Annotated in this window: 19 protein-coding genes and 1 tRNA gene; 8 read left to right on the top strand and 12 right to left on the bottom strand. The window is 60.5% G+C overall.

Annotation, left to right across the window (positions count from 1 at the left end; genetic code table 11):
- Positions 1 to 64: 64 nt before the first annotated feature.
- The 3 genes from gcvP to GFJ39_RS08470 all read left to right on the top strand — a co-directional run bounded on the left by gcvP (position 65) and on the right by GFJ39_RS08470 (position 3,723).
- Positions 65 to 2,920 carry an aminomethyl-transferring glycine dehydrogenase gene (gcvP, locus tag GFJ39_RS08480; RefSeq protein ID WP_153430950.1) on the top strand — a complete coding sequence of 952 codons (2,856 nt, stop codon included), beginning with the start codon at positions 65 to 67 and terminating at the stop codon, positions 2,918 to 2,920.
- A 188-nt stretch (positions 2,921 to 3,108) separates the two neighbouring features.
- Entirely contained in the window at positions 3,109 to 3,420 is a 312-nt protein-coding gene (locus GFJ39_RS08475; RefSeq protein ID WP_153430949.1) for a putative quinol monooxygenase, read from the top strand.
- A gap of 90 nt (positions 3,421 to 3,510) precedes the next feature.
- Positions 3,511 to 3,723 (top strand): heavy-metal-associated domain-containing protein, encoded by a 213-nt coding sequence (locus GFJ39_RS08470; RefSeq protein WP_153430925.1) that lies wholly within the window; start codon positions 3,511 to 3,513, stop codon positions 3,721 to 3,723.
- 24 nt (positions 3,724 to 3,747) lie between these two features.
- Here GFJ39_RS08470 and GFJ39_RS08465 read toward each other — a convergent pair whose 3' ends face one another.
- A complete protein-coding gene (locus GFJ39_RS08465) occupies positions 3,748 to 4,377 on the bottom strand; it encodes a trimeric intracellular cation channel family protein (RefSeq protein ID WP_153430924.1) in 630 nt (209 codons plus the stop codon).
- Positions 4,378 to 4,463: 86 nt separating this feature from the next.
- On the bottom strand, positions 4,464 to 5,846 hold the full coding sequence (gene glnA / locus GFJ39_RS08460) for a type I glutamate--ammonia ligase (protein WP_153430948.1): 1,383 nt from the start codon (positions 5,844 to 5,846) through the stop codon (positions 4,464 to 4,466).
- A 343-nt stretch (positions 5,847 to 6,189) separates the two neighbouring features.
- Between glnA and GFJ39_RS08455 the strand changes: the two genes are divergently transcribed.
- The 4 genes from GFJ39_RS08455 to GFJ39_RS08440 all read left to right on the top strand — a co-directional run bounded on the left by GFJ39_RS08455 (position 6,190) and on the right by GFJ39_RS08440 (position 9,894).
- Positions 6,190 to 6,816, top strand: a complete 627-nt coding sequence (locus GFJ39_RS08455) for an HAAS signaling domain-containing protein (protein ID WP_153430923.1) — start codon at positions 6,190 to 6,192, stop codon at positions 6,814 to 6,816.
- Positions 6,817 to 6,935: 119 nt separating this feature from the next.
- Positions 6,936 to 8,099 (top strand): aminotransferase, encoded by a 1,164-nt coding sequence (locus GFJ39_RS08450; RefSeq protein WP_153430922.1) that lies wholly within the window; start codon positions 6,936 to 6,938, stop codon positions 8,097 to 8,099.
- Positions 8,100 to 8,175: 76 nt separating this feature from the next.
- A complete protein-coding gene (gene tldD, locus GFJ39_RS08445; protein ID WP_153430921.1) occupies positions 8,176 to 9,642 on the top strand; it encodes a metalloprotease TldD in 1,467 nt (488 codons plus the stop codon).
- A gap of 42 nt (positions 9,643 to 9,684) precedes the next feature.
- Positions 9,685 to 9,894 (top strand): hypothetical protein, encoded by a 210-nt coding sequence (locus GFJ39_RS08440; RefSeq protein ID WP_153430947.1) that lies wholly within the window; start codon positions 9,685 to 9,687, stop codon positions 9,892 to 9,894.
- 7 nt (positions 9,895 to 9,901) lie between these two features.
- On the opposite strand, the gene GFJ39_RS08435 is transcribed toward GFJ39_RS08440, so the two are convergent.
- Positions 9,902 to 10,207, bottom strand: coding sequence for a YggT family protein (locus GFJ39_RS08435; protein WP_062494118.1), 306 nt, complete (start codon positions 10,205 to 10,207; stop codon positions 9,902 to 9,904).
- A 142-nt stretch (positions 10,208 to 10,349) separates the two neighbouring features.
- Between GFJ39_RS08435 and GFJ39_RS08430 the strand changes: the two genes are divergently transcribed.
- Positions 10,350 to 10,425, top strand: a tRNA-Ala gene (locus GFJ39_RS08430).
- 146 nt (positions 10,426 to 10,571) lie between these two features.
- Here GFJ39_RS08430 and GFJ39_RS08425 read toward each other — a convergent pair.
- The 9 genes from GFJ39_RS08425 to GFJ39_RS08385 form a co-directional block, all read right to left on the bottom strand.
- Positions 10,572 to 12,863, bottom strand: a complete 2,292-nt coding sequence (locus tag GFJ39_RS08425) for a glycosyltransferase family 2 protein (RefSeq protein ID WP_325062887.1) — start codon at positions 12,861 to 12,863, stop codon at positions 10,572 to 10,574.
- A gap of 517 nt (positions 12,864 to 13,380) precedes the next feature.
- Positions 13,381 to 15,033 carry an ArnT family glycosyltransferase gene (locus GFJ39_RS08420; RefSeq protein WP_153430919.1) on the bottom strand — a complete coding sequence of 551 codons (1,653 nt, stop codon included), beginning with the start codon at positions 15,031 to 15,033 and terminating at the stop codon, positions 13,381 to 13,383.
- A 74-nt stretch (positions 15,034 to 15,107) separates the two neighbouring features.
- Positions 15,108 to 15,875: a glycosyltransferase family 2 protein gene (locus GFJ39_RS08415; RefSeq protein WP_153430918.1), complete on the bottom strand. Its 768-nt coding sequence runs from the start codon at positions 15,873 to 15,875 to the stop codon at positions 15,108 to 15,110.
- A gap of 4 nt (positions 15,876 to 15,879) precedes the next feature.
- Positions 15,880 to 16,380, bottom strand: coding sequence for a F0F1 ATP synthase subunit B family protein (locus GFJ39_RS08410; protein ID WP_153430917.1), 501 nt, complete (start codon positions 16,378 to 16,380; stop codon positions 15,880 to 15,882).
- A gap of 10 nt (positions 16,381 to 16,390) precedes the next feature.
- Positions 16,391 to 16,951, bottom strand: a complete 561-nt coding sequence (locus GFJ39_RS08405; RefSeq protein ID WP_153430916.1) for a F0F1 ATP synthase subunit B family protein — start codon at positions 16,949 to 16,951, stop codon at positions 16,391 to 16,393.
- A gap of 8 nt (positions 16,952 to 16,959) precedes the next feature.
- Positions 16,960 to 17,187 carry an ATP synthase subunit C family protein gene (locus tag GFJ39_RS08400; protein WP_024717170.1) on the bottom strand — a complete coding sequence of 76 codons (228 nt, stop codon included), beginning with the start codon at positions 17,185 to 17,187 and terminating at the stop codon, positions 16,960 to 16,962.
- Positions 17,188 to 17,270: 83 nt separating this feature from the next.
- A complete protein-coding gene (locus tag GFJ39_RS08395; protein ID WP_325062892.1) occupies positions 17,271 to 18,020 on the bottom strand; it encodes a F0F1 ATP synthase subunit A in 750 nt (249 codons plus the stop codon).
- Complete coding sequence (locus GFJ39_RS08390) at positions 17,998 to 18,366, bottom strand: AtpZ/AtpI family protein (RefSeq protein ID WP_024717171.1); 369 nt, start codon at positions 18,364 to 18,366, stop codon at positions 17,998 to 18,000. The genes GFJ39_RS08395 and GFJ39_RS08390 overlap by 23 nt, the downstream gene beginning before the upstream one ends.
- A 144-nt stretch (positions 18,367 to 18,510) precedes the next feature.
- Complete coding sequence (locus GFJ39_RS08385) at positions 18,511 to 20,034, bottom strand: TSCPD domain-containing protein (protein ID WP_153430914.1); 1,524 nt, start codon at positions 20,032 to 20,034, stop codon at positions 18,511 to 18,513.
- Positions 20,035 to 20,074: the final 40 nt, after the last annotated feature.

Raw genomic sequence — 20,074 nt, 5'->3', positions numbered from 1 at the left:
TCTGCGCTGGCAGGCCCCGTTTTTCTTTCAGCCTGCTCCCGATTTCCGCCACTGCTTTCATGAAATGCCAGAGAACCTGCCTGTGACGACCTTGTGGCCTGCCCAGACCGAAGATTTCAGCTCCCGCCATATCGGCCCGCGTCCTTCCGAAATCGGGGAGATGCTGCGGGTCGTTGGCGCGTCCAGTCTCGATGACCTGATCGACCGGACCATTCCGGCCGCCATTCTCGATCGCGGGGATCACGGGATCGGCGCGGCCCTGACCGAGCAGGATGCGCTCGTGCGTCTGCGGCAGATCGCCTCGCGCAATCAGGTTCTGACATCCATGATCGGGCAGGGCTATTACGATACGGTTCTGCCGCCGGTCATCCAGCGGAACATTCTCGAAAATCCGGCTTGGTATACGGCCTATACGCCGTATCAGCCCGAAATCAGCCAGGGGCGTCTTGAGGCGCTGCTGAACTTCCAGACGCTGGTGGCGGATCTGACGGGGCTGGACATCGCCAATGCGTCCCTGCTGGACGAGGGCACGGCCTGTGCGGAAGCCATGGCACTGGCGCAGCGTGTGGGTAAATCGAAGGCGACGGCGTTCTTTGTGGATGCCGACACGCATCCGCAGACGGTTGCCGTAATCCGCACACGCGCTGAGCCGCTGGGCTGGGATGTTGTGGTGGGCGATCCGGAGACGGATCTGGATGCGTCTTCCGTTTTTGGCGCGCTGCTGTCCTATCCGGGGTCTTCGGGGCAGGTGCGGGATCTGCGCGGCGTGATCGCGGCGCTGCATGAAAAGGGTGCGATCGCGGCTCTGGCCTGTGATCCGCTGGCGTTGGTGCTGCTGGAAAGCCCGGGCGCGCTGGGTGCGGATATCGCGATCGGCTCGATGCAGCGTTATGGCGTGCCGATGGGGGCTGGTGGCCCGCATGCGGCGTTCATGGCGACGCGCGATGCGTTCAAGCGGCACATGCCGGGGCGTCTGGTCGGGGTGTCGCGCGACAGTGCGGGCAAGCCCGCCTATCGTCTGGCGCTTCAGACGCGCGAGCAGCATATCCGCCGCGAAAAGGCGACATCCAACATCTGCACGGCGCAGGCGCTGCTGGCGATCATCGCCTCCATGTACGCGGTTTATCACGGGCCGGAAGGTCTGAAGGCCATTGCCGCACGCACGCACCGGATGGCGGCGATCCTGTCCGCCGGGCTGAAGACTCTGGGTGCGAGCGTCGAGACGGAGGTGTTTTTCGATACCATCACCGTTCAGGCTGGCGAGTCCGCACCGCAGGTTCTGGCGCGGGCCGTGGCATCCGGCATCAATCTGCGCGATGCGGGCGATGGTCGGATCGGTGTGTCCTGTGACGAGACCACGACGCCGGAGACGATCCGTGCGGTCTGGGCGGCGTTCGCGGGTGAGGGCGCGGATCTGGCCTCTGTCGAGCAGGCGCTGGATGTGACGGATGCGCTGCCGGAGGGGCTGTCGCGGACGGCTCCGCTGCTGACGCATCCTGTGTTCCATGCACACCGTTCCGAAACGGATCTGCTGCGCTATATGCGGGCGCTGGCGGACAAGGATCTGGCGCTGGATCGCACGATGATCCCGCTGGGTTCCTGCACCATGAAGCTCAATGCGACGGCGGAGATGATCCCCATCACCTGGCCAGAATTTTCGCGGATTCATCCGTTCGCGCCCGCCGATCAGGTTCAGGGTTATGCCGAACTGTTCGCGTATCTGGAGCGTGCGCTCTGTGCGATTTCGGGGTATGACGCCGTGTCGCTTCAGCCGAACTCCGGCGCGCAGGGTGAGTATGCCGGACTTCTGGCGATCCGTGGCTATCACCGCGCGCGTGGGGACGAAAATCGCGACGTCTGCCTGATTCCGGCTTCCGCACATGGGACCAACCCGGCTTCGGCGCAGATGGTCGGGATGCGGGTTGTCGTTGTGGCCTGTGACGAGAACGGCAATGTCGATGTCGAGGATCTGAAGACCAGGATCGCGCAGCATGACGGGCGCGTGGCGGCTATCATGATTACGTATCCGTCCACGCATGGCGTGTTCGAGGAGCGGATCGTCGAGATCTGCGAGCTTGTCCATGAGGCGGGTGGTCAGGTCTATCTGGATGGCGCGAACCTCAATGCGCAGGTTGGGCTGGCACGTCCGGGTCTGTATGGCGCGGATGTCTCGCATTTCAACCTGCACAAGACGTTCTGCATTCCGCATGGTGGCGGCGGCCCGGGCATGGGGCCGATCGGTGTGGGCAAGCACTTGGCACCCTATCTGCCGGGGCAGCATGGGGTTGCAGTGTCCGCGGCGCCTTATGGGTCGGCGTCCATTCTGCCGATTTCCGCGGCTTACATCATGATGATGGGCGATGCGGGGCTGCGTCAGGCGACGACGATGGCGATCCTGAATGCGAACTACATCGCGTCGCGTCTGGAAGGGCATTATCCGGTTCTGTATCGCGGCACGAACGGCTTTACGGCGCATGAATGCATCGTGGATCTGCGGCCGCTGAAGGACACGGTTGGCGTGACGGTGGACGATATCGCCAAGCGTCTGATCGACCACGGGTTCCACGCGCCAACGGTCAGTTTCCCGGTGGCGGGGACATTCATGATCGAGCCGACGGAATCCGAGGGCAAGGGTGAGCTGGATCGCTTCTGCGATGCGATGATCGCCATTCGCGCGGAAATTGCCGAAGTCGAAGCCGGGCGCGTGGCGATGGAGGCCAGCCCTCTGCGGTTTGCGCCGCATACCACGGCGGATCTGGCCGGCGCGTGGGACCGCTCCTACAGCCGCGAGGCAGGGTGTTTCCCCGGCGGTGTGGACACGTCCAAATACTGGTCGCCGGTCGGGCGTCTGGACAATGCCTGGGGGGACCGGAACCTCGTCTGTTCCTGCCCGGATATTTCGACTTACGCGGAAGGCTGAGCGGCTTTTTCAGCCTGGCATTTAGGAAAGGCGTCTTCCTTTGGGGGGCGCCTTTTTTCTGTGCGGGCTCCCGATACCGGGCATGGGTTCTTTATCACAAGGGAGTGAGGTATGGTTTCACATGAAACGCTGCCCCCGTCTGCACGACCATTGAGGGGGCGGCTCTATTGAAGATGAGGAGTTTTATGATGAGCCAGACGGTTCACATCACGGCCGTTGTTACGGTGAGCGCTGAACATGCGGTCGCTGCCGAGCGGGCTTTTGCTGCCTGTGTCGTTGCGTCACGCAAGGAAGAAGCCTGCCTTCAGTATGTTGTCAGCAGGGATGTGGAGAAAGCGGGCCGGTTCGTGGCGAACGAAATCTGGACTTCGGAAGCCGGATTTCAGGCGCATCTGGCGTCCCCGCATTTCAAGGTTCTGGGTGATGTGCTTGCGAAATGCGGTGCGCAGGCCGAGGTCATGAAGATCCGGCCGCTGGACGAGGCCGCGGACGCAGTCTGAAAAAGCAGTTTGCTTTTTGGGCGGAATATATGCCCCATTCGGGGATCGACTGCTTTGCGGAGCAGCCTCTGAAAGACGGGAGAGTCTCTTATGGTATCGATGGTGACGTTCAGGGTTGACGGAATGTCGTGCAACGGATGTTCGGGCAAATTGCAGTCTGCGCTGTCCAATGTTCCGGGTGTGTCGTCCGCACAGGTGACACTCGATCCGGGGCAGGCTGCCATTCAGTATGACGAGCAGAAAGTGACGCCAGTGGCGTTGCAGCATGTCGTGGAAGATGTCGGGTTTGACGTTATCGTTTGAGAGGCGTCTGAACGGGCCTGCCGCCTAGCGTCTGTAATGCGGCAGGCCGAGTCCTTTTATGAGGGCGACGGCGCGCAGGCTGAAGCCAGCCACGACGGCAATCATGGCCGCAAAGCTTGTATTGAGACCCAATGCCGTCAGGGAGACATAGCTTCCTGACGCCAGGGCAACGGCTGTGACGTAAAGCTCCGGCCGGATGATGATAGAGGGTACGCCTGCCAGCACATCCCGGAAAATACCGCCCATGCAGGCGCTGACGATCCCCATGAGAGCCGCCGGGACCAGTGGAATGCCATAGGCCAGAGCCTTGGCTGAGCCGAATACGCCATAGGCTGCGATCCCGAGGCCGTCGAACCATTCCACGGCGCGTGCGGGCCAGAAGCGGGCCGGGGTAAACCAGACCGCGATCGCTGAAAGCAGGCAGGCGGCAATCGGGACGGAGGTGTGCATCCAGAAGACGGGGGCGCCGATCAGCAGATCCCGCACGGTGCCGCCGCCGACGCCCGTGATGGCGGCAAAAAACATGAAGGTCACGATGGTCAGGCGCGCGCGAGCGGCTTCGATCGCACCGGAAATCGCGAAGACGATCGTGCCGGCAATGTCGAGGACGGGCAGGGCGGAGGAGGAGAAGGCCTGAAGGGTGGGAGGGATCATCGGGCCGTCTTGGAAGTGGTGGGGTGAAAACAGAAAAGCCCGGCACGAAGGCCGGGCTTTCCGTTGAGGTGATGTTCTGACCCGGATCAGACCGAGTAGTACATCTCGAACTCTGCCGGATGCGGCGTGTGTTCGAACTTGTAGACTTCCGGCCACTTGATGTCGATGTAGCTTTCGATCTGGTCCTTGGTGAAGACGCCGCCTTCGAGCAGGAAGGCATGGTCTTCCTTGAGGGCTTCGAGAGCTTCACGGAGCGAACCGCAGACCGTCGGGATCTGGGCCAGCTCTTCCTTCGGCAGCTCGTACAGATCCTTGTCCATGGCGTCGCCCGGATGGATCTTGTTGCGGATGCCGTCGAGGCCGGCCATCAGCATGGCGGCGAAGGCCAGATACGGGTTGGCGGTCGGGTCCGGGAAGCGGACTTCAACGCGCTTGGCCTTCGGGTTGGTCGCATGCGGGATACGGCAGGAGGCCGAACGGTTCGCAGCGGAGTAAGCCAGAAGCACGGGGGCTTCGAAGCCCGGAATCAGGCGCTTGTAGGAGTTGGTGGACGGGTTCGTGAAGGCATTCAGGGCCTTCGCGTGCTTGATGATGCCACCGATGTAGTACAGCGCGTCTTCGGACAGATCAGCGTACTTGTCGCCAGCGAAAGTCGGCTTGCCGTCTTTCCAGATGGACTGGTGGACATGCATGCCCGAGCCATTGTCGCCCGCAATCGGCTTCGGCATGAACGTGGCCGTCTTGCCGTAGGAATGGGCGACGTTGTGTACGCAGTACTTGTAGATCTGCATGAAGTCGGCGGACTTCACGAGCGTGTCGAACTTCGTGCCGAGCTCGTGCTGCGACTGGGCGACTTCGTGGTGATGCTTTTCGATCGGCAGGCCCATTTCGCCCATCGTGGAGAGCATTTCGGCGCGCAGGTCGTTCTCGCTGTCCACGGGCGGGACCGGGAAGTAGCCACCCTTGACGACAGGGCGATGGCCCATGTTGCCTTCCGGATAGGCCTTCAGGGAGGCGCCGGGGCCTTCGATGCTGTCGAGCTGGTACATGCCGAAGTTCGGGCCTGTGCCGAACTGCACGTTGTCGAAGATGAAGAACTCGGCTTCCGGACCAAAGAACGCCGTGTCACCGAAGCCGGCTTCCTTGAGGTAGGCTTCTGCGAGCTTGGCGGTCGAGCGCGGGTCGCGGTTGTAGAAGTTGCCCGTCTTCGGATCGATGATGTCGCAGAACAGGATCAGCTGCGGCTTGGCGGAGAACGGGTCCATGACGGCCGTTTCCGGATCCGGAAGCAGAACCATGTCGGACTCGTTGATGGCCTTCCAGCCCTGGATGGAAGAGCCGTCGAACATGAAGCCTTCAACAAAGGTACCGTCTTCGATGGTCGAGACCGTCTGGGTCGTGTGGTGCCACTTGCCCTTGGGGTCCGTAAAGCGCAGATCGACGAATTCCGCCGCGTGCTCCTGGATCATCTCGAAGACGCGGGCGACGGCCTGCGGGTTCGGGGCGGGCGGCTTGCCAGCGGCTGCGGGAGCAGCCTTGGAGGCTGCGGCCTTCGAGGGACGGCGCGCGGGAGCGGCCTTCGGTTTCACGGTAGAGGAAGTGGGGGCTTTCTTGGCCATCGATCTGTCGCCTTGCATCGTGTAAACGGCTGCAAAACGATTAAGCGACAAATGCCCGTCTGTCGAGTATGGGAAATTACGCCATTTGGCGGATTCATGATTGAATCTTTCGGAAGCGAACCGGAGTTTTCCACATCTGGTCCGGAACTTGCATGCAAAGAGAGCAGCGAGACTCTTTTTGGGAAATATCCTCATGATGCCTGCTTCCTCATCCCCGGACGGCCTGAAAGACAGCGATCTGCTTTCCCTGCCGCTCGAACGGTACCTGCACGAGTTCCGGGGCGGTCTGCTCAGCCTGCCTGAAAGCGAACGCGATGTGATCGTCGCTGAAGTGCGGGCTCAGGTCGCGGCGCAGGCCCGGCTGGGGGAAGGGGCGGCGCTGGCGCTACTGGAAAGACTGGGAAAGCCGGACAGGCTCGCCGCACGCTTTACGATCCGGCATGAGCTGTCCGTTGGTGTGCAGCAGTCGAATCCCTTTGGTCTGTTCTGGGTTCTTCTGCGGCTGGCGGCGGGGAGTCTGCTGGCGTTTGTGGGCGGATTTGTCGTGATCGTGCTTGGGCTGACGGGGCTTCTTTTGGCAGCGATGCCCGTGCTGCGGCTCTTTGTTCCGCAGGATCTTTTCGTGGTGGACGACAACCCGTTCTCGATCACTGTCACCACGGATGGTGTGCCCGGGAATGGTATCCCGCTTTCCTGGGGATATGCGATCCTCTGCTGCGGTATCGGAATCGTCCTCGTCGTGCTGGCGATGCTTCTTTTGCGGGGGCTGGGGCAGCTCCTGTTGCGGGATATGCGCCGCAAAACGCAGGGGCTGGACTGAGGGGCGGGAGACGGGATTTCCATTATGGAACGGAAGGGGAGTGCGAAAGGCTTTTCAGCGCTCCTTCAGCCTGCGATGGTGCAGGGCTTTATGTTTTCCGTCAGTTCTGGAATCCGTTGATGAAAACGCCCAATCAGTATCTTGCGAGCCTTCCGACGACCATTTTCACGATTATGTCACAGCTTGCCGTGAAGCATGGGGCGATCAATCTCGGGCAGGGATTCCCGGATACGGAAGGGCCGCAGGACATCATCCAGGTCGCGGCGGATGCGTTGCGCGACGGGCGCAACCAGTATGCGCCGCTGACGGGCCTGCCGGAACTGCGTGAGGCTGTGGCGGCGTCCAGCCGGCGTTTCTATGGGCTTGAGGTCGATCCTGCGGCGGAAGTTGTCGTGACGTCCGGCGCGACGGAAGCTCTGGCGGCTTGTCTGATGGCGGTCGTGGAGCCGGGGGATGAGGTGGTGGTGATCGAGCCGCTTTATGACACCTATCTGCCGGCTCTGAAGCTTCTGGGGGCGGTGCCACGCTGTGTGCGGCTTGCACCGCCACACTGGTCCGTGCCGGAGGCGGAGCTTCGGGCCGCGTTTGGTCCGAAGACCAAGGCGATCATGCTCAATTCACCGATGAACCCGTCCGGGAAGGTGTTTGTCCGCGAGGAGCTGGAGCTGATTGCGGAACTGGTGCGGGAGCATGATGTCTATGCGATCTGTGACGAGGTTTACGAGCATCTGACGTTTCACGTGAAACACATCCCGCTGATGACCCTGCCAGGGATGCGCGAGCGATGCATGCGGATCGGGAGCGCTGGCAAGAGCTTCTCCCTGACGGGATGGAAAGTCGGGTATGTGACGGCACCGGCGGCGCTGGCGTCCGTGGTGGCGAAGGCGCATCAGGTTCTGGTGTTCGCAACTGCTCCGAACCTTCAGCGGGCCGTGGCTTACGGGCTGAACAAGGATGACAGCTATTACGAAGGGCTGTCGGCGCAGATGGAAACACGGCGGGATCTGCTGCGGGATGGTCTGCACCGGCTGGGTTTTGAGACGCTGCCTGCGGATGGCAGTTATTTTATCGTGGCGGATATTTCGCGTCATGCGGCCGGACGGGGCGATGTTGAATTCGCGCGCTGGCTGGTGGAACATGCGGGTGTGGCCACGATCCCGGTTTCGGCTTTCTATGACCCGCAGGGTGATGTCGCGCCGCGGAACCTGATCCGGTTCGCGTTCTGCAAAAAGCCGGAGATCCTGCGGGAGGCCTTGAAACGGCTGGAAAAGGCCCTTTCTTAAAAGCCCTGTGCTGTGATCCGCTCTGTGTTCAATCTGTCTGCCGGAAAAGCCGGTCTGTTCTGTCTGGAGATTTCTCATGTCTGTTGCTGCTGATGATGCTCTGGGCGCTCTTGCGACGACCGACGCCCTGTTTTTCGGGCGACCCGATTCAAAGCTGACCCGTGACGATGCCCGGGCGCTCGTTAATCGGGGGCTTGATGGCGTGGATGATGGCGAGCTGTTCCTGGAATACCGGGAGAACGAAAGCATCAGCCTGGATGACGGGACGATCCGTTCGGCGAGCTTCAACACGTCCTCGGGGTTCGGGCTGCGGGCTGTCCTGGGAACGGAGACGGCTTTTGCGCATGCGGACGATATCAGCCGGGATGCTCTGGAGCGGGCTGTCAGTACGGTGGGTGCCGTGCGGCAGGGACGCAGCGGCATCATGGCGCCGGGACCGCAAGCGACGAACCAGCGGCTTTATGGCGACTCCCGCCCGCTTGAAGGAACGGATTTTGCAGCGCGTGCAGCAGTTCTGAGTGAGATCGATGCCTATGCGCGGGGGCTGGATTCCCGGGTGGTGCAGGTCAGTGCCGTACTGAGTTCCGAATGGCAGGCCGTGCAGATCATGCGGCGCGCGGACTCCGGCGGCGATGTGGCGGACCTGCGTCCGCTGGTGCGCATGAACGTGTCTGTCGTTGTGGAAAAGAACGGTCAGCGTGAGAGCGGAAGCTGTGGTCTGGGGGGGCGCTATGAACTGGACCGTCTGCTGGCGCCGGAAACGTGGCGGGATGCCGTCGATAAGGCCCTGAAACAGGCTCTGATTACGCTGGAAGCCGCACCGGCGCCCGCAGGGGAAATGGATGTGGTGCTTGGTCCGGGATGGCCGGGCATTCTGCTGCATGAGGCCGTCGGGCACGGGCTGGAAGGCGATTTCAACCGCAAGGGGACCTCGTCCTTCTCGGGGATGATCGGTAAGCGTGTGGCGTCTCCAGGCGTGACTGTGGTGGATGATGGAACGCTTCCGGAGCGTCGTGGCTCGCTGAGTGTTGATGATGAAGGAACGCCGACGTCCCGGACCGTTCTGATCGAGGACGGGATTCTGACCGGATACCTTCAGGACCGGCTGAATGCCCGTCTGATGGGCACGAAATCCACCGGGAACGGACGCCGGGAATCCTATGCACATGCTCCGATGCCGCGCATGACCAATACGCTCATGCTGGAAGGAAGTGCGACCACCGATGAGATGATCCGCTCGATGAAGCGCGGGCTTTATGCCGTGAACTTCGGGGGCGGTCAGGTGGATATCACGTCGGGCAAGTTCGTGTTTGCGGCTTCGGAAGCCTATCTGGTCGAGGACGGTAAAATCATCCGTCCGGTGAAGGGCGCCACGCTGATCGGCAATGGGGCGGATGCGATGAACCAGATTTCCATGATCGGCTCCGATGTGGCGCTGGATCCTGGTATTGGAACCTGCGGCAAGGCCGGTCAGGGCGTGCCGGTGGGTGTCGGTCAGCCGACCCTGAAGATTTCGGGTCTGACGGTGGGTGGTACGGCCTGATCCGGAAACGCCGGGCCGTTCGAGAGACGAAAGCTATTCGTGATGGGTCATAATTACGCCAAGCCCCTGACGGCGGAAGCCCGGATGGAGCGGGTTTTTTCCCGTTTACCCGTGGACTGGGCAGTAAAAATGGAGCGTCAGCAGGGGACGGGATGGTCGGTCTGGATGCAGCGCCCGGATGGGACGCTGCATCAGGAGACGCGCGATACGCTGGTCGAAGCGCTGGAAGAGGTGTGGCGCGCCCTGAGATAGGTCGTTTTCAGAAGCTGTTATGCGTCGCGAGCATGAAGAAGATCCTGTTGACCGCCGGGTAGACCAGAAACTGGATCAGCAGCAGGACGACCATTGGCGCAAAATCCATGCCGCCCGTGTTGGGAAGGATGCTGCGGATCGGAGCCATGACAGGTTCGACGATCCGGGCCAGCGTGTTGAAAATGGAATAGAAAAACCGGTTGCGGATATCCAGGATCCCGAAACCCAGCAGCATCGACAGGATGCAGTACGCCAGTAGAATCCACACAAAAGCCTGGATCAGCATCAGGATAATGGAATGCAGGGCAACCATATAAAACCTCGTCGAATGTCGGGAAGGGCAGCCGAAAGGCTGGTTTAGGAACGCTTGTAGCCATAGCGATAGCACAGAACAATGTCTTGCGTGCAGGGCTGCTTGACAGTCTGCGAGAAGAAGAGAACTATTGTCCTGTCGTGGGGCTGTAGCTCAGATGGGAGAGCGCCTCGTTCGCAATGAGGAGGTCAGGGGTTCGATTCCCCTCAGCTCCACCACGGCAATTCTAATTTTCAGCGATGACCAGGCAGGCGGCAACATCCGGCATGCTGACTGTCCGCCCCTGTTGGAACAGGGGTTAGAAGGGCGACTGCGGATGTTCGGCGCTCATTTGAAGATCCGATGAGTTAAAACGGATACCCGATCAATCGATCTGAGGAGTACGGCCTGAAGACGATGATTTTTTCTGTCGGATTTCGGATGCTATGTTCTTGGGCGTATGTTTTTCAAGTGCTTTTTTCGCCGGGGTTGTGAAAGTCGGAATGGGCCAGAGAGGACGCATTTTCGTTCTTGTTGATGCGAGAGGGGGATAGCGTGTTTCATCAACTCCCGGAATCGTCAGATCAAAAAAGACCTGCCGGTCGAGCGTGAAATGTGGGTTGTAGAACGGGTCCGTACGGAGCGTGTTGCCCCATTTTTCAATCATGAATTGCGTTTCGTGGAAGAAGCGGCGTTCCGTTGAGGGACGGTCGTCGCTGCCGCGGCTGAGGCTTTCATGGTGCTCGGCGCAGAAATCGGGAGTCCATACAACTTTGTAGCCCGCGTCCCTGACCTTGAGGCACAGGTCAATGTCGTTGAAGGCGACTTTCAGATTTTCTTCGTCAAAACCACCGACCAGTTCAAAGGCCGGGCGGCGAATCAGCATTCCGGCGGCTGTGACGGCCGAAATTTCCTGGGGGAAATAGGCGCGGCCCGCATAGCCGCCTTCATCGCGTGGAATGCCGACATGCGCATGGCCGGCAACATCGCCGATTCCGAGAAGGACGCCAGCATGCTGAACGGTCTGGTTCGGATAAACGAATTTACCCCCAACGATGGCGACGAGCGGATCCGCAAGGGCTTCATTGACCAGGATTCCCAGCCAGTTTTCCTGCTCGACAAAGACATCATTATTCAGGAACAGCAGAAAGTCGGAGGTTTCGTCTTTTGCTGCCAGATTGTTGATGCGGGAATAATTAAACGGTTCCTTGATGGTCAGGATTTCGACATTGGGAATTTTGTCGATTTTTCGGGCAAAAGCCTCGGCTTCCTTTGTAATGGACCAGTTGTTAACCAGAATGACCTTGTAATTGGGGTAACGGGTATATTTCTGGATGGCGTCCAGGCAGCGCGCTGTTGTCGCGATCTCATCTTTGTAAGGGATGATGATCGTAACCGACGGGAACTGATTGAAGTCCCAGTTTACGGTATAGAGTGTCATTCCCATCTGGGAGTCTACTTTGGCTGGCAGGTTACGACGGACGAGGTGGTCATGGACGGCCTTGATGCCAGCCTCAATGGCATAGCGCTTGTTCCCGATGTCGGAAGCCGTTGAGTTTGCCGTGATGCGCCAGTGATACAGGATTTCCGGAACGTGGTGGATCTTTTCTGCCGGGATGTGTTCGGAAGCACGGAGAAGGAAATCATGGTCCTGTGCGCCATCATATTCCTTGTTCAGCCCACCGATGTTCTGCAACGCGGATTGATGGATCATCACGAAGTGACAGACGTAGTTCACACCAAGGAGAAGTCTGTAATTCCAGTCCGTCTTGAAGGCGGGTTCCCTGTAATACCCTCTTGCGTCAATTTTGTCCTCGTCGGAATAAATGAGATCGGCCTGACTTCTTGTGGCCTCTCTCAGCATGTATTCGATGGCCACGTCCGCGAGTAGATCGTCGTGATCGAAGAAAGCGATCCACTCTCCTTTGGCGACTGCCAGTCCTGCGTTGGTGGCGATGCTGATTCCGCCGTTCTTTTCCTGGAAGACCGGCTTTATGCGGGCGTCGGTTTCGGCAAAATTTTCTATGACGGCGCGTAGTTTGGGGTTTTTGCTGCAATCATCGACAAGGATGAGTTCCCAGTTCTGCCATGTCTGGGCCAGAACGCTCTGGATGGCTGCCTTGAAGTCCGTCAGGTCAGGATTCCATACCGGGCAGATAATGCTGACCAGCGGATTCCCGTCGATGGCGGCCTCATCGCGCGTACGATCGACATATTTGCGCAGTACCGGGAAATAGGCTGTCGCCCAGGCGTGATAGTCAGCGATTGTGAAGCCGGGCTGTGGCAGGATTTCCCGTACCCGACGGCGCAGGCGGGTTAGTTCTACATGCAGGGCGTCGATCTGATCGATCACGTCGATGATAAGCGATTCATGTTCATTGGTGACGAAGCTGGTCAGGCAGGGGCTGTTCGTGACCTCGATCATGTCAGGCAGAACGTAAAAGCGGAATTCCTGTTGATAGGGTTTACGATACAGTTCTGGCGGTGAGAACTGGAAACCGCAATAGGGGTCGCAGGAGAGGGTTTTTCCGACATCCCCCCGATATCGGTTGGCTTCAAGCTGACCAATTTTCTGGCCATTACAGGTCACGAGGATCTGCTGGTTTCCTTTCCAGCCTTCGATATCATTGCCGCGGACGACCCAGCCGCTCAGGACGCCCTGTTTCAGGCCATCCACGAAAGAACGTGTTTCTATGGGAAATTTTCCAGAAAAGGAGATGTATTCCAGCTTTTGATTCTGTGAATAGATTTCGATCGGCTTCAGACGATTTTTGAAGGTGATATTGTGTTTTTTACCGTCAAGCAGACTGGGGGGGATGGGGATGTGGAAACCAGTATTTCTGGATTGAATTCCTGCAGCGTGGACATCTTCACGCAGGTCCGAGCATTGAAACTGGAGGAATTCCTGACCGTCTGCCAGAGCATGCAGGAAGACAGGCTCTGAGGGATTTTCAGTGTCTGTGGCCCAGCCCCGGATACCATTAACGAAAAATCCATCTATATGGCATATTATCATTAATCATCTCCTCAGGAAGTATTGATTATTTAATTTCATGTAGTATTTAAAGTGTAGGATAAAAACTGGTTTATTCAAAGATTTTCTGTTGAGGGTTTCAAGTCATGGAAATTTCTAAAAATTAGCGGGTGGAACTGTACTTTCGTGGTATTCGCGGGAAATAGATGGATTTCCAGGCTTATCGTGGAGCAAAAAGTCCAAGGTCGAGATGATGGCCGTTTGAATAATTAAGCCCTTCAAGGCGACCGTATTCCACGACATCCAGACCGTAATCAAGAAGTGTATGCCTAAAAACAGCTTCGTCCCGGCGGTCAATCAGCGCCAGACTGCATTGAGGGTGATCGTGCAGATATGTTGCGGCGGCGGCAGGGCCAATGAGTTGGGTATCGGGGCCGACGAGAAAGACAAGGCTCGGTTCGGAATAGGAGGAGGATATCAAAATACTCTTATCGCAAGGTCGGACATTTTCGAAGAGGTCGGCAATTCGGGGGCTGAGACGCAGGGTCTGGAGGTTGGGGATGACGCTCAGAAACAGGCCGGCATGAGCGATGACGGCTGCGCCCATGGCGCAGAAGGCTGCCTGCTGCCGCTGCTGCTTCAGAAGCATCATGATGGCACCGAGTATCAGGGGTAAGGACCCCCCCAATGCGATCAGGGCAGAGAGTGAGAAGGTGTGCTCAAGTCTGTAGAGTGCGATGCTGCCGGCGAGACAGAAAGCGATGCCGATGACGGCCCACAGAACGCCATAAATACCGAGAAGAGCCTTTGCCCATCGTGAGAGTGCGGGAGGGCGCCATGCCATGAGGCTTGCGGCGGTAAGGATGGCAATCGCCGGATAGGTTGGCAGGACGTAATGCGGGAGTTTGGTGGCGATCAGTTCGAATACCAGCCAGTGCGGGATGATCCAGCTGAGGAGGAAGCGAACCTGCGGGAGTTTGCGGTTTTTCCAGACTGCCGGAATGGCCATGGCGGCGAAAAGCGAGCCAGGCCAGAAGGCCAGTCCGAAAACCAGCAGGTGAAAGCCGGGGGGAAGGCCGTGAGCTTCCTGACCATGGGCTACTTTCCCCAGGAAGTTGCGCCCGACCGCGCGGGCGAAGAAGTCCCCGCCGCTGATGATTTCGATGGCGACGCACCAGGGAACGACGACGGCAAGCATGAGCAGCCAGCCCCAGCGCGGGCGCAGGCGCGACCACCATGAGCGGTCCTTTTCCAGAAACCACAGGGCCAAAGGCGTGCCAAAGCCTGGAATGAGGACGACCGGTCCCTTGAGCATCAGGCCAACGCCTAGGGCGAGCCAGTAGGCAACGGCGACGCGCGGATGAGTGGGGAGGTTTTTCTGACGGTCGGTAAGAGTACACAGAAGGGCGGCTTCGATGCACAGGATGTCCAGCAGCAGGACCGTGTCGATGGTCGCCATGCGACTTTCGGCGACGAACAGGGTCGAGACCATCAGCAGGCCTGCTGCCATCAGGCCCGTCGCACCCCCGAAGAGAGTTGCGCCGATCCAAGCGGTCAGGGGGACGATGACGGTTGCGGCGAGGAGACTTGGAATCCGGTAGGGCCAGGTTTTGCGCAGGACCGAGGGGCCGAAGATTTTTTCGGCAATGGCTGTTGAAGCCGCTTCCAGCCAGTAGATTTCGGCGGGTTGCAGATAGCGCGGTTTGTCCTGAAAGCGGACGTCGATGAAGTTATGGGAGAGAAGCATCTGTTCGGATGCTTCCATATAGCGGGGCTCGTCCCGATCGAGCGGTGGGAGCGTCATGCGGCCGGGGAGCGCGAGCAGAAAGGCCAGCAGCCCGAGAAGAGCATAATGCCGGAGGTTCAGGGTCATGGGGGACTCTCCGCGCCGTTCTGTCAGGCCGGGCATGCGGCAGGATCCCGGAAGGTCCGGATCCGGTGACGGCTTCAGTGTTCGGTCAGATGATCGGGCAGGTGCGTGCGGTTCTGAAGCCACATGACGCCCAGAAGGTCACGGATTCCCACGAGGGCCCGGTTGAAATTCGTATATTTCGAGCTGCCGTGCAGTCGGGCCCGGTGCTGGACCTCGATGCAGATCAGTGGTGCGCCGTAATGTCCCAGAAGGGCAGGCAGAAAGCGGTGGACGCCTTCGAATTGCGGGATCTTCAGGAAGAGATCGCGGGAGAACAGTTTGAGCGGTGCGCCGGTATCGGGGCAGCCGTCGTTCAGAAGGCGGCGACGCAGGCCGTTGGCAAGGCGTGTGGCGATCCGGCGGGACAGGCGGTCATTGCGCTTGCGCCGGACACCGACAACGAGGGGCGTTGTATCAGGAGCCGATGTCGCGTGGTCCAGCATTTTCAGGATGGCGGAGGGGTCGTCCTGCCCGTCACCGTCGATGGTAGCAATCCATGGTCCCCTCGCGGCTGTAATGCCGGTGCGGAGTGCGGCGGATTTTCCAAGACGCTTTGGATGGCTGATGATGCGCAGGCGGGGCAGGAGCGTCTGCCGGGCTTCCAGAAGCTTTTTGACGGTGGTGTCCGTGCTTCCGTCATCGATCGCGAGAATTTCTACGGAAGGATCGGCGCCGAAGGTGTCCGCCAGTTCCTGACAGACTGGCAGAATGTTTTCTGCCTCGTTCAGAACGGCCATGACAACGGAGAGCCTTGTGGGCTGTCCGTCGTCATGGGAGGAATCTTGCACCGTGGAGGTGGGCATCGGATCAGGCAGCGGAGCGCCGAAGAGCTTCCGGCAGGCTGTTGATGCTCTGGTCGAGCAGGTTTGAGGCGATGTCGGGGCTTTCCGTCAGGCGGGTCGACACGACGTCACGGGCTGCGGCGACTGCGATCTGGGCAGCGCGATCCTGAATTTCACGGATGGCCGAACGCTCGGCTGCGTGAATACGATCCTGCGCCATCTTTTCGTAACGGGCTGCGGCGGCTTCGGCGTCCTGACGGGCGCGTTCCGCCAGACCGGCGGCCTCGGCTTCGGAGCGGGCAAGCATGGCCTGTGTTTCGGCCAGGGTCTTTTCACGCTCGCGGGTGGCGTCTTCCAGCATCTGCTCGGCTTCGCGACGCAGGCGGGCTGCTTCGTCGAGGTCGTGGCGGACGCTGTCGGCGCGGGCATCCAGATGGCCGGTGATGGCCACCCAGAGCTTGCGTCCGAAAATGACGAAGAACAGGACGAAGGCGAGGGCGGTCCAGAACCGGGGATCGTGGAACATCTTCGTCTCCTCAGGCACTGACGCGTTTGACGGCGCTGGCGACAGTCTGTTCGTCCTGCGTGCCGATCAGACGCGAAACCAGATCCTGGGTGGTGCTGGTGGCGATCTCGGACAGGCTGGACAGGGCCTGTTCACGGGACTGGGTGATTCGGGTTTCGGCGTTTGCGATCTCGGCTTCGAGACGCTTGGCCGTTTCCGCAGCGTGAGCATCCGCGCTGGCGCGGGCTTCGTTCTGGATCCGCTCCACATGGGCGCGGGCCTGCTCGGCTGCTTCATGACGGGCGCTGAGGAGTTCCGCGCTGGCGCGGTCAGCCTCGGCTTTAGCCTTGCGGGCAATATCCAGATCGCTCTGGATCCGGGTCCGACGGCTGGTCAGCACCCGCTCGACACGCGGCAGTGCGAAGCGGCTCAGGGCGAGATAGAAGCCGCCGAAAATGACGGCTCCCCACACGACCTGTCCGATCAGCAGCGGATCGTGGAAGTTCAGCTGTGGCATGCCCGCAGCCACGGCACGGCCCGGCACGGCCGCAAGCGGAGCGGCGAACAGGAAGAGGCGTGGCGTACGGTACATGTTCGACCTCAGGCGAACAGGATCAGGAAGGCGATCAGCAGGGCGAACAGCGCGACGGCTTCCGTCAGCGCGAAGCCCAGCATGCCGATGCCGAAGACATGCGGACGCGAAGCCGGGTTGCGGGCAACCGAGCTGATCAGCGTGGAGAAGATGTTGCCGAGACCCATGCCGACACCGGCGAGGGCGAAAACGGCGATACCGGCACCGAGGTCACGGGCGGCCTGGGCGATGCTGATGCCGAATTCGTGAGCGGCTTGAACGTCCATTGTCAGGTTCCTTGTTGGGTCGATTAAAAGGGTTAGTGCGAAGCTGGTGTGGCTCAGTGAGCGACGGCCTCACGCAGATAGATGCAGGTGAGGATGGCGAACACATAGGCCTGCAGCACACCCACCAGCAGTTCGAGGGCCGTCAGCGCGATGTTGATCGCGATCGGGGCGATAGCCAGGACATGGCCGAATGCGCCCAGACCGGCGAGCATGATCGTGAAGCCGGCAAACACTTCCAGAAGCACGTGACCCGCTACCATATTGGCGAAAAGTCGGATCGACAGGCTGACCGGACGCGAAAGGAAAGAGATGAACTCGATCGGCACCAGCAGCGGAGCAAGCCAGACAGGCGTTCCAGCGGGCAGGAAGTGCTTGAGGAAGCCGACACCCTGAAAACGGATGGAAGCAAGGATCGAGATGATGAACACCATGATGGCCAGACCGAAGGTCACGGCGATATGGCTGGTGTACGTGAAGGAGAAGGGCAGCAGACCGAGATAGTTGCCGGCCAGGATGAAGAAGAAGATCGCGAAGACGAACGGGAAGAATGTCGCACCGTTCTCACCGATCGTGCTGACGGCAAGGTCATGCACGAAATCGTAGCTGATCTCGGCGGCGGCCTGAAGGCGGCCCGGCACAACGGCGGCGGGGCGCATTCCGACATACAGGAAGACCAGAACGACGGCGGCGGCGATCAGCATGAACAGTGGCGACTGCGAGAACCGCAGGGCTTCTCCCAGATGTCCAAGAACCGGATGGAGCTCGAACTGTCCGAGCGCGTCAATCGTCGATCCGGCTGCCACGCTGGCTTCTCCCGTCATCTTTCGGTCCGGACACCATGTCCGAATCCTTCAAAACCCGCCAGACATTCAACATGCCGGCACCACATCCCGCCAGGGCGAAAACGGACAGGAACAGAGCCCTGTACCCGAACCAGTGACCCAGCGCGTAGCCTATGGCTACACCGACCGCGAGCCCGGCTACAAGGTCCGTCCCCACGCGGATCGCCAGTCCAAGGGATGACATGGAACTGTCACCATTACCCTCGTCGGTTACGGCGAATTCCCCTGAACGGGGATCGAGCTTCTGACGGGCACGCCTGAGGCGTTCGTCGAAGTTTCCGTCGTCACCGGCAGGGGCGTGTCCCATGAGATCTGATCCCTTACCCTGTACGCATCCTTCTTGTCCGGTCATTTTAACCGGATTCCTTCTCAGCGCAGGCGCTAGCTACCGGCGAGTCCGTTGACTGTCAATGTATTCTGCTCGCCGGAGCTGCCGAAACCCGTTTTCGGCCTAGCTGACCAGTTTCAGACGGCGTCCGCGGTTCTTCCATTCCGGGCTTTCGCCGGAGTTGCGTCCGAAAGGCAGCATGGGGGCGGGGTCTTCCGAACTCGGTTCGATCCGGGGGGCATCCGGCATGTGCTCGCCCAGATAGGCTTCCGACAGGGTGCGGAAGGCATAATCGAGCATGGAGGTCGCGTAAGCCGTGGACGGATCGCCTTCGACGGTGCCAGCGGGGCCGAAGCGCGTATAGGCGAATCGCTCCACAAAGGCTTCCAGCGGCGCGCCATATTGCAGGCCGATGCTGACGGCGTGGCCGAGGCAGTCCATCAGGCCGCGCGCCATGGGGCTCTCGCGGGGCGGGGTGAGGCTGATCTCGCCGAGCGACCCGTCTTCGAACTCGCTGGTGCGCATAAAAAGACTGTGACCGCCGACGGCTGCCCGCTGGGTGAAACCGGTCTGGCGCATGGGAAGCGGGCGGCGCACGCCACGGGCCAGTTTGGCCTGAAGGTCGGCCAGATCGGGTTCTGGTACGGCGGGCAGGAAGTCCACGGCGGTCTTTACGGCAGTATGCATGGCCGCCTGGGCCTGCGGACGAACGGGGGGAAGCGGGGTCTCGCCAGCCAGAGCGAGCGCCAGAGCGGATTCGGGAGTCAGGCCGCGGCAGGCCAGTCGGGCCAGCGTGGAGGCGCGCAGATGTCCATCTTCGCGCAGGGGCGAGAAGGCCGGGGCGAGGCCGCAGGTTTCGACACCCAGCAGGCCTTCGGTGGGGGCCGGGGCGGAAAATCCGGTTTCGATCCGGCAGAAATGCCGTCCCTCTTCGGCAGCGCAGACCGAGGAGGCGATGGTTCGCAGTCCCGGCAGGGGTGATTCCGGAATGGAAGGCGGGGACAGCTTCGTTCCGGCGCGGGCTACGGTGGTGGCGAGCGCGGCCATGGCGCAGGCCGCGTTGCGGGCGTCGTCACTGTCATAGTCCAGACCGAGTGCTGCCAGGCAGGCATCGAGATCGGTCAGGAGAATGAGGCCTGCGGCTTCGTCCTCAGGCTGGGCGGGTAGATCGAACAGGGGCAGCTCACCTGTGCGTTCGATCCGGGTCGCGGCGTGAAGGCGTCGCAGGGCATCGCAGGCCAGACGGAGGCAGGCGACGAAATGCTCGGCGGCGAATCCGGTCTCCTGCACGAAGCTGGACAGGCGGATGGTGAAGCCGGGCGTCTGGTCGGGCTGGCACTGCCACAGCGCGGTATTGGGAGCCATCTGCTGCATCAGCAGAAGATAGGACAGGCTCCGGCCCGGCGACGGAGTGTTGGCCGGAGTGCCGGGAAGGGGTGGGCACGCATCGATCGTGTCCACCCAGCGGGCTGCTTCCGCGGCAAGTCTGACCGGCCCACCGTTCAGGGTGATCTGCGAGAGGGCCTGCGCGGCCTCGTCATCCCAGGCGGCAGGAAGGGTGACGGAGCGCAGGGCGCTGTCGTCGGGGTCGGTCATGACCTGAAGCGTCCTCATGCGAACGCCGGTCCAGTGAAGGCGAGCTGTCATGGAATGAATCTACGCTCTGCGCCCACCGCCCCGTAAGCCG

The organism is Gluconobacter aidae, from assembly GCF_009547075.1.
GTDB classification, from domain to species: domain Bacteria; phylum Pseudomonadota; class Alphaproteobacteria; order Acetobacterales; family Acetobacteraceae; genus Gluconobacter; species Gluconobacter aidae.
Note: the sequence above shows the minus strand (reverse complement) of the source record. Positions and strands in the feature narration are given on the sequence as shown.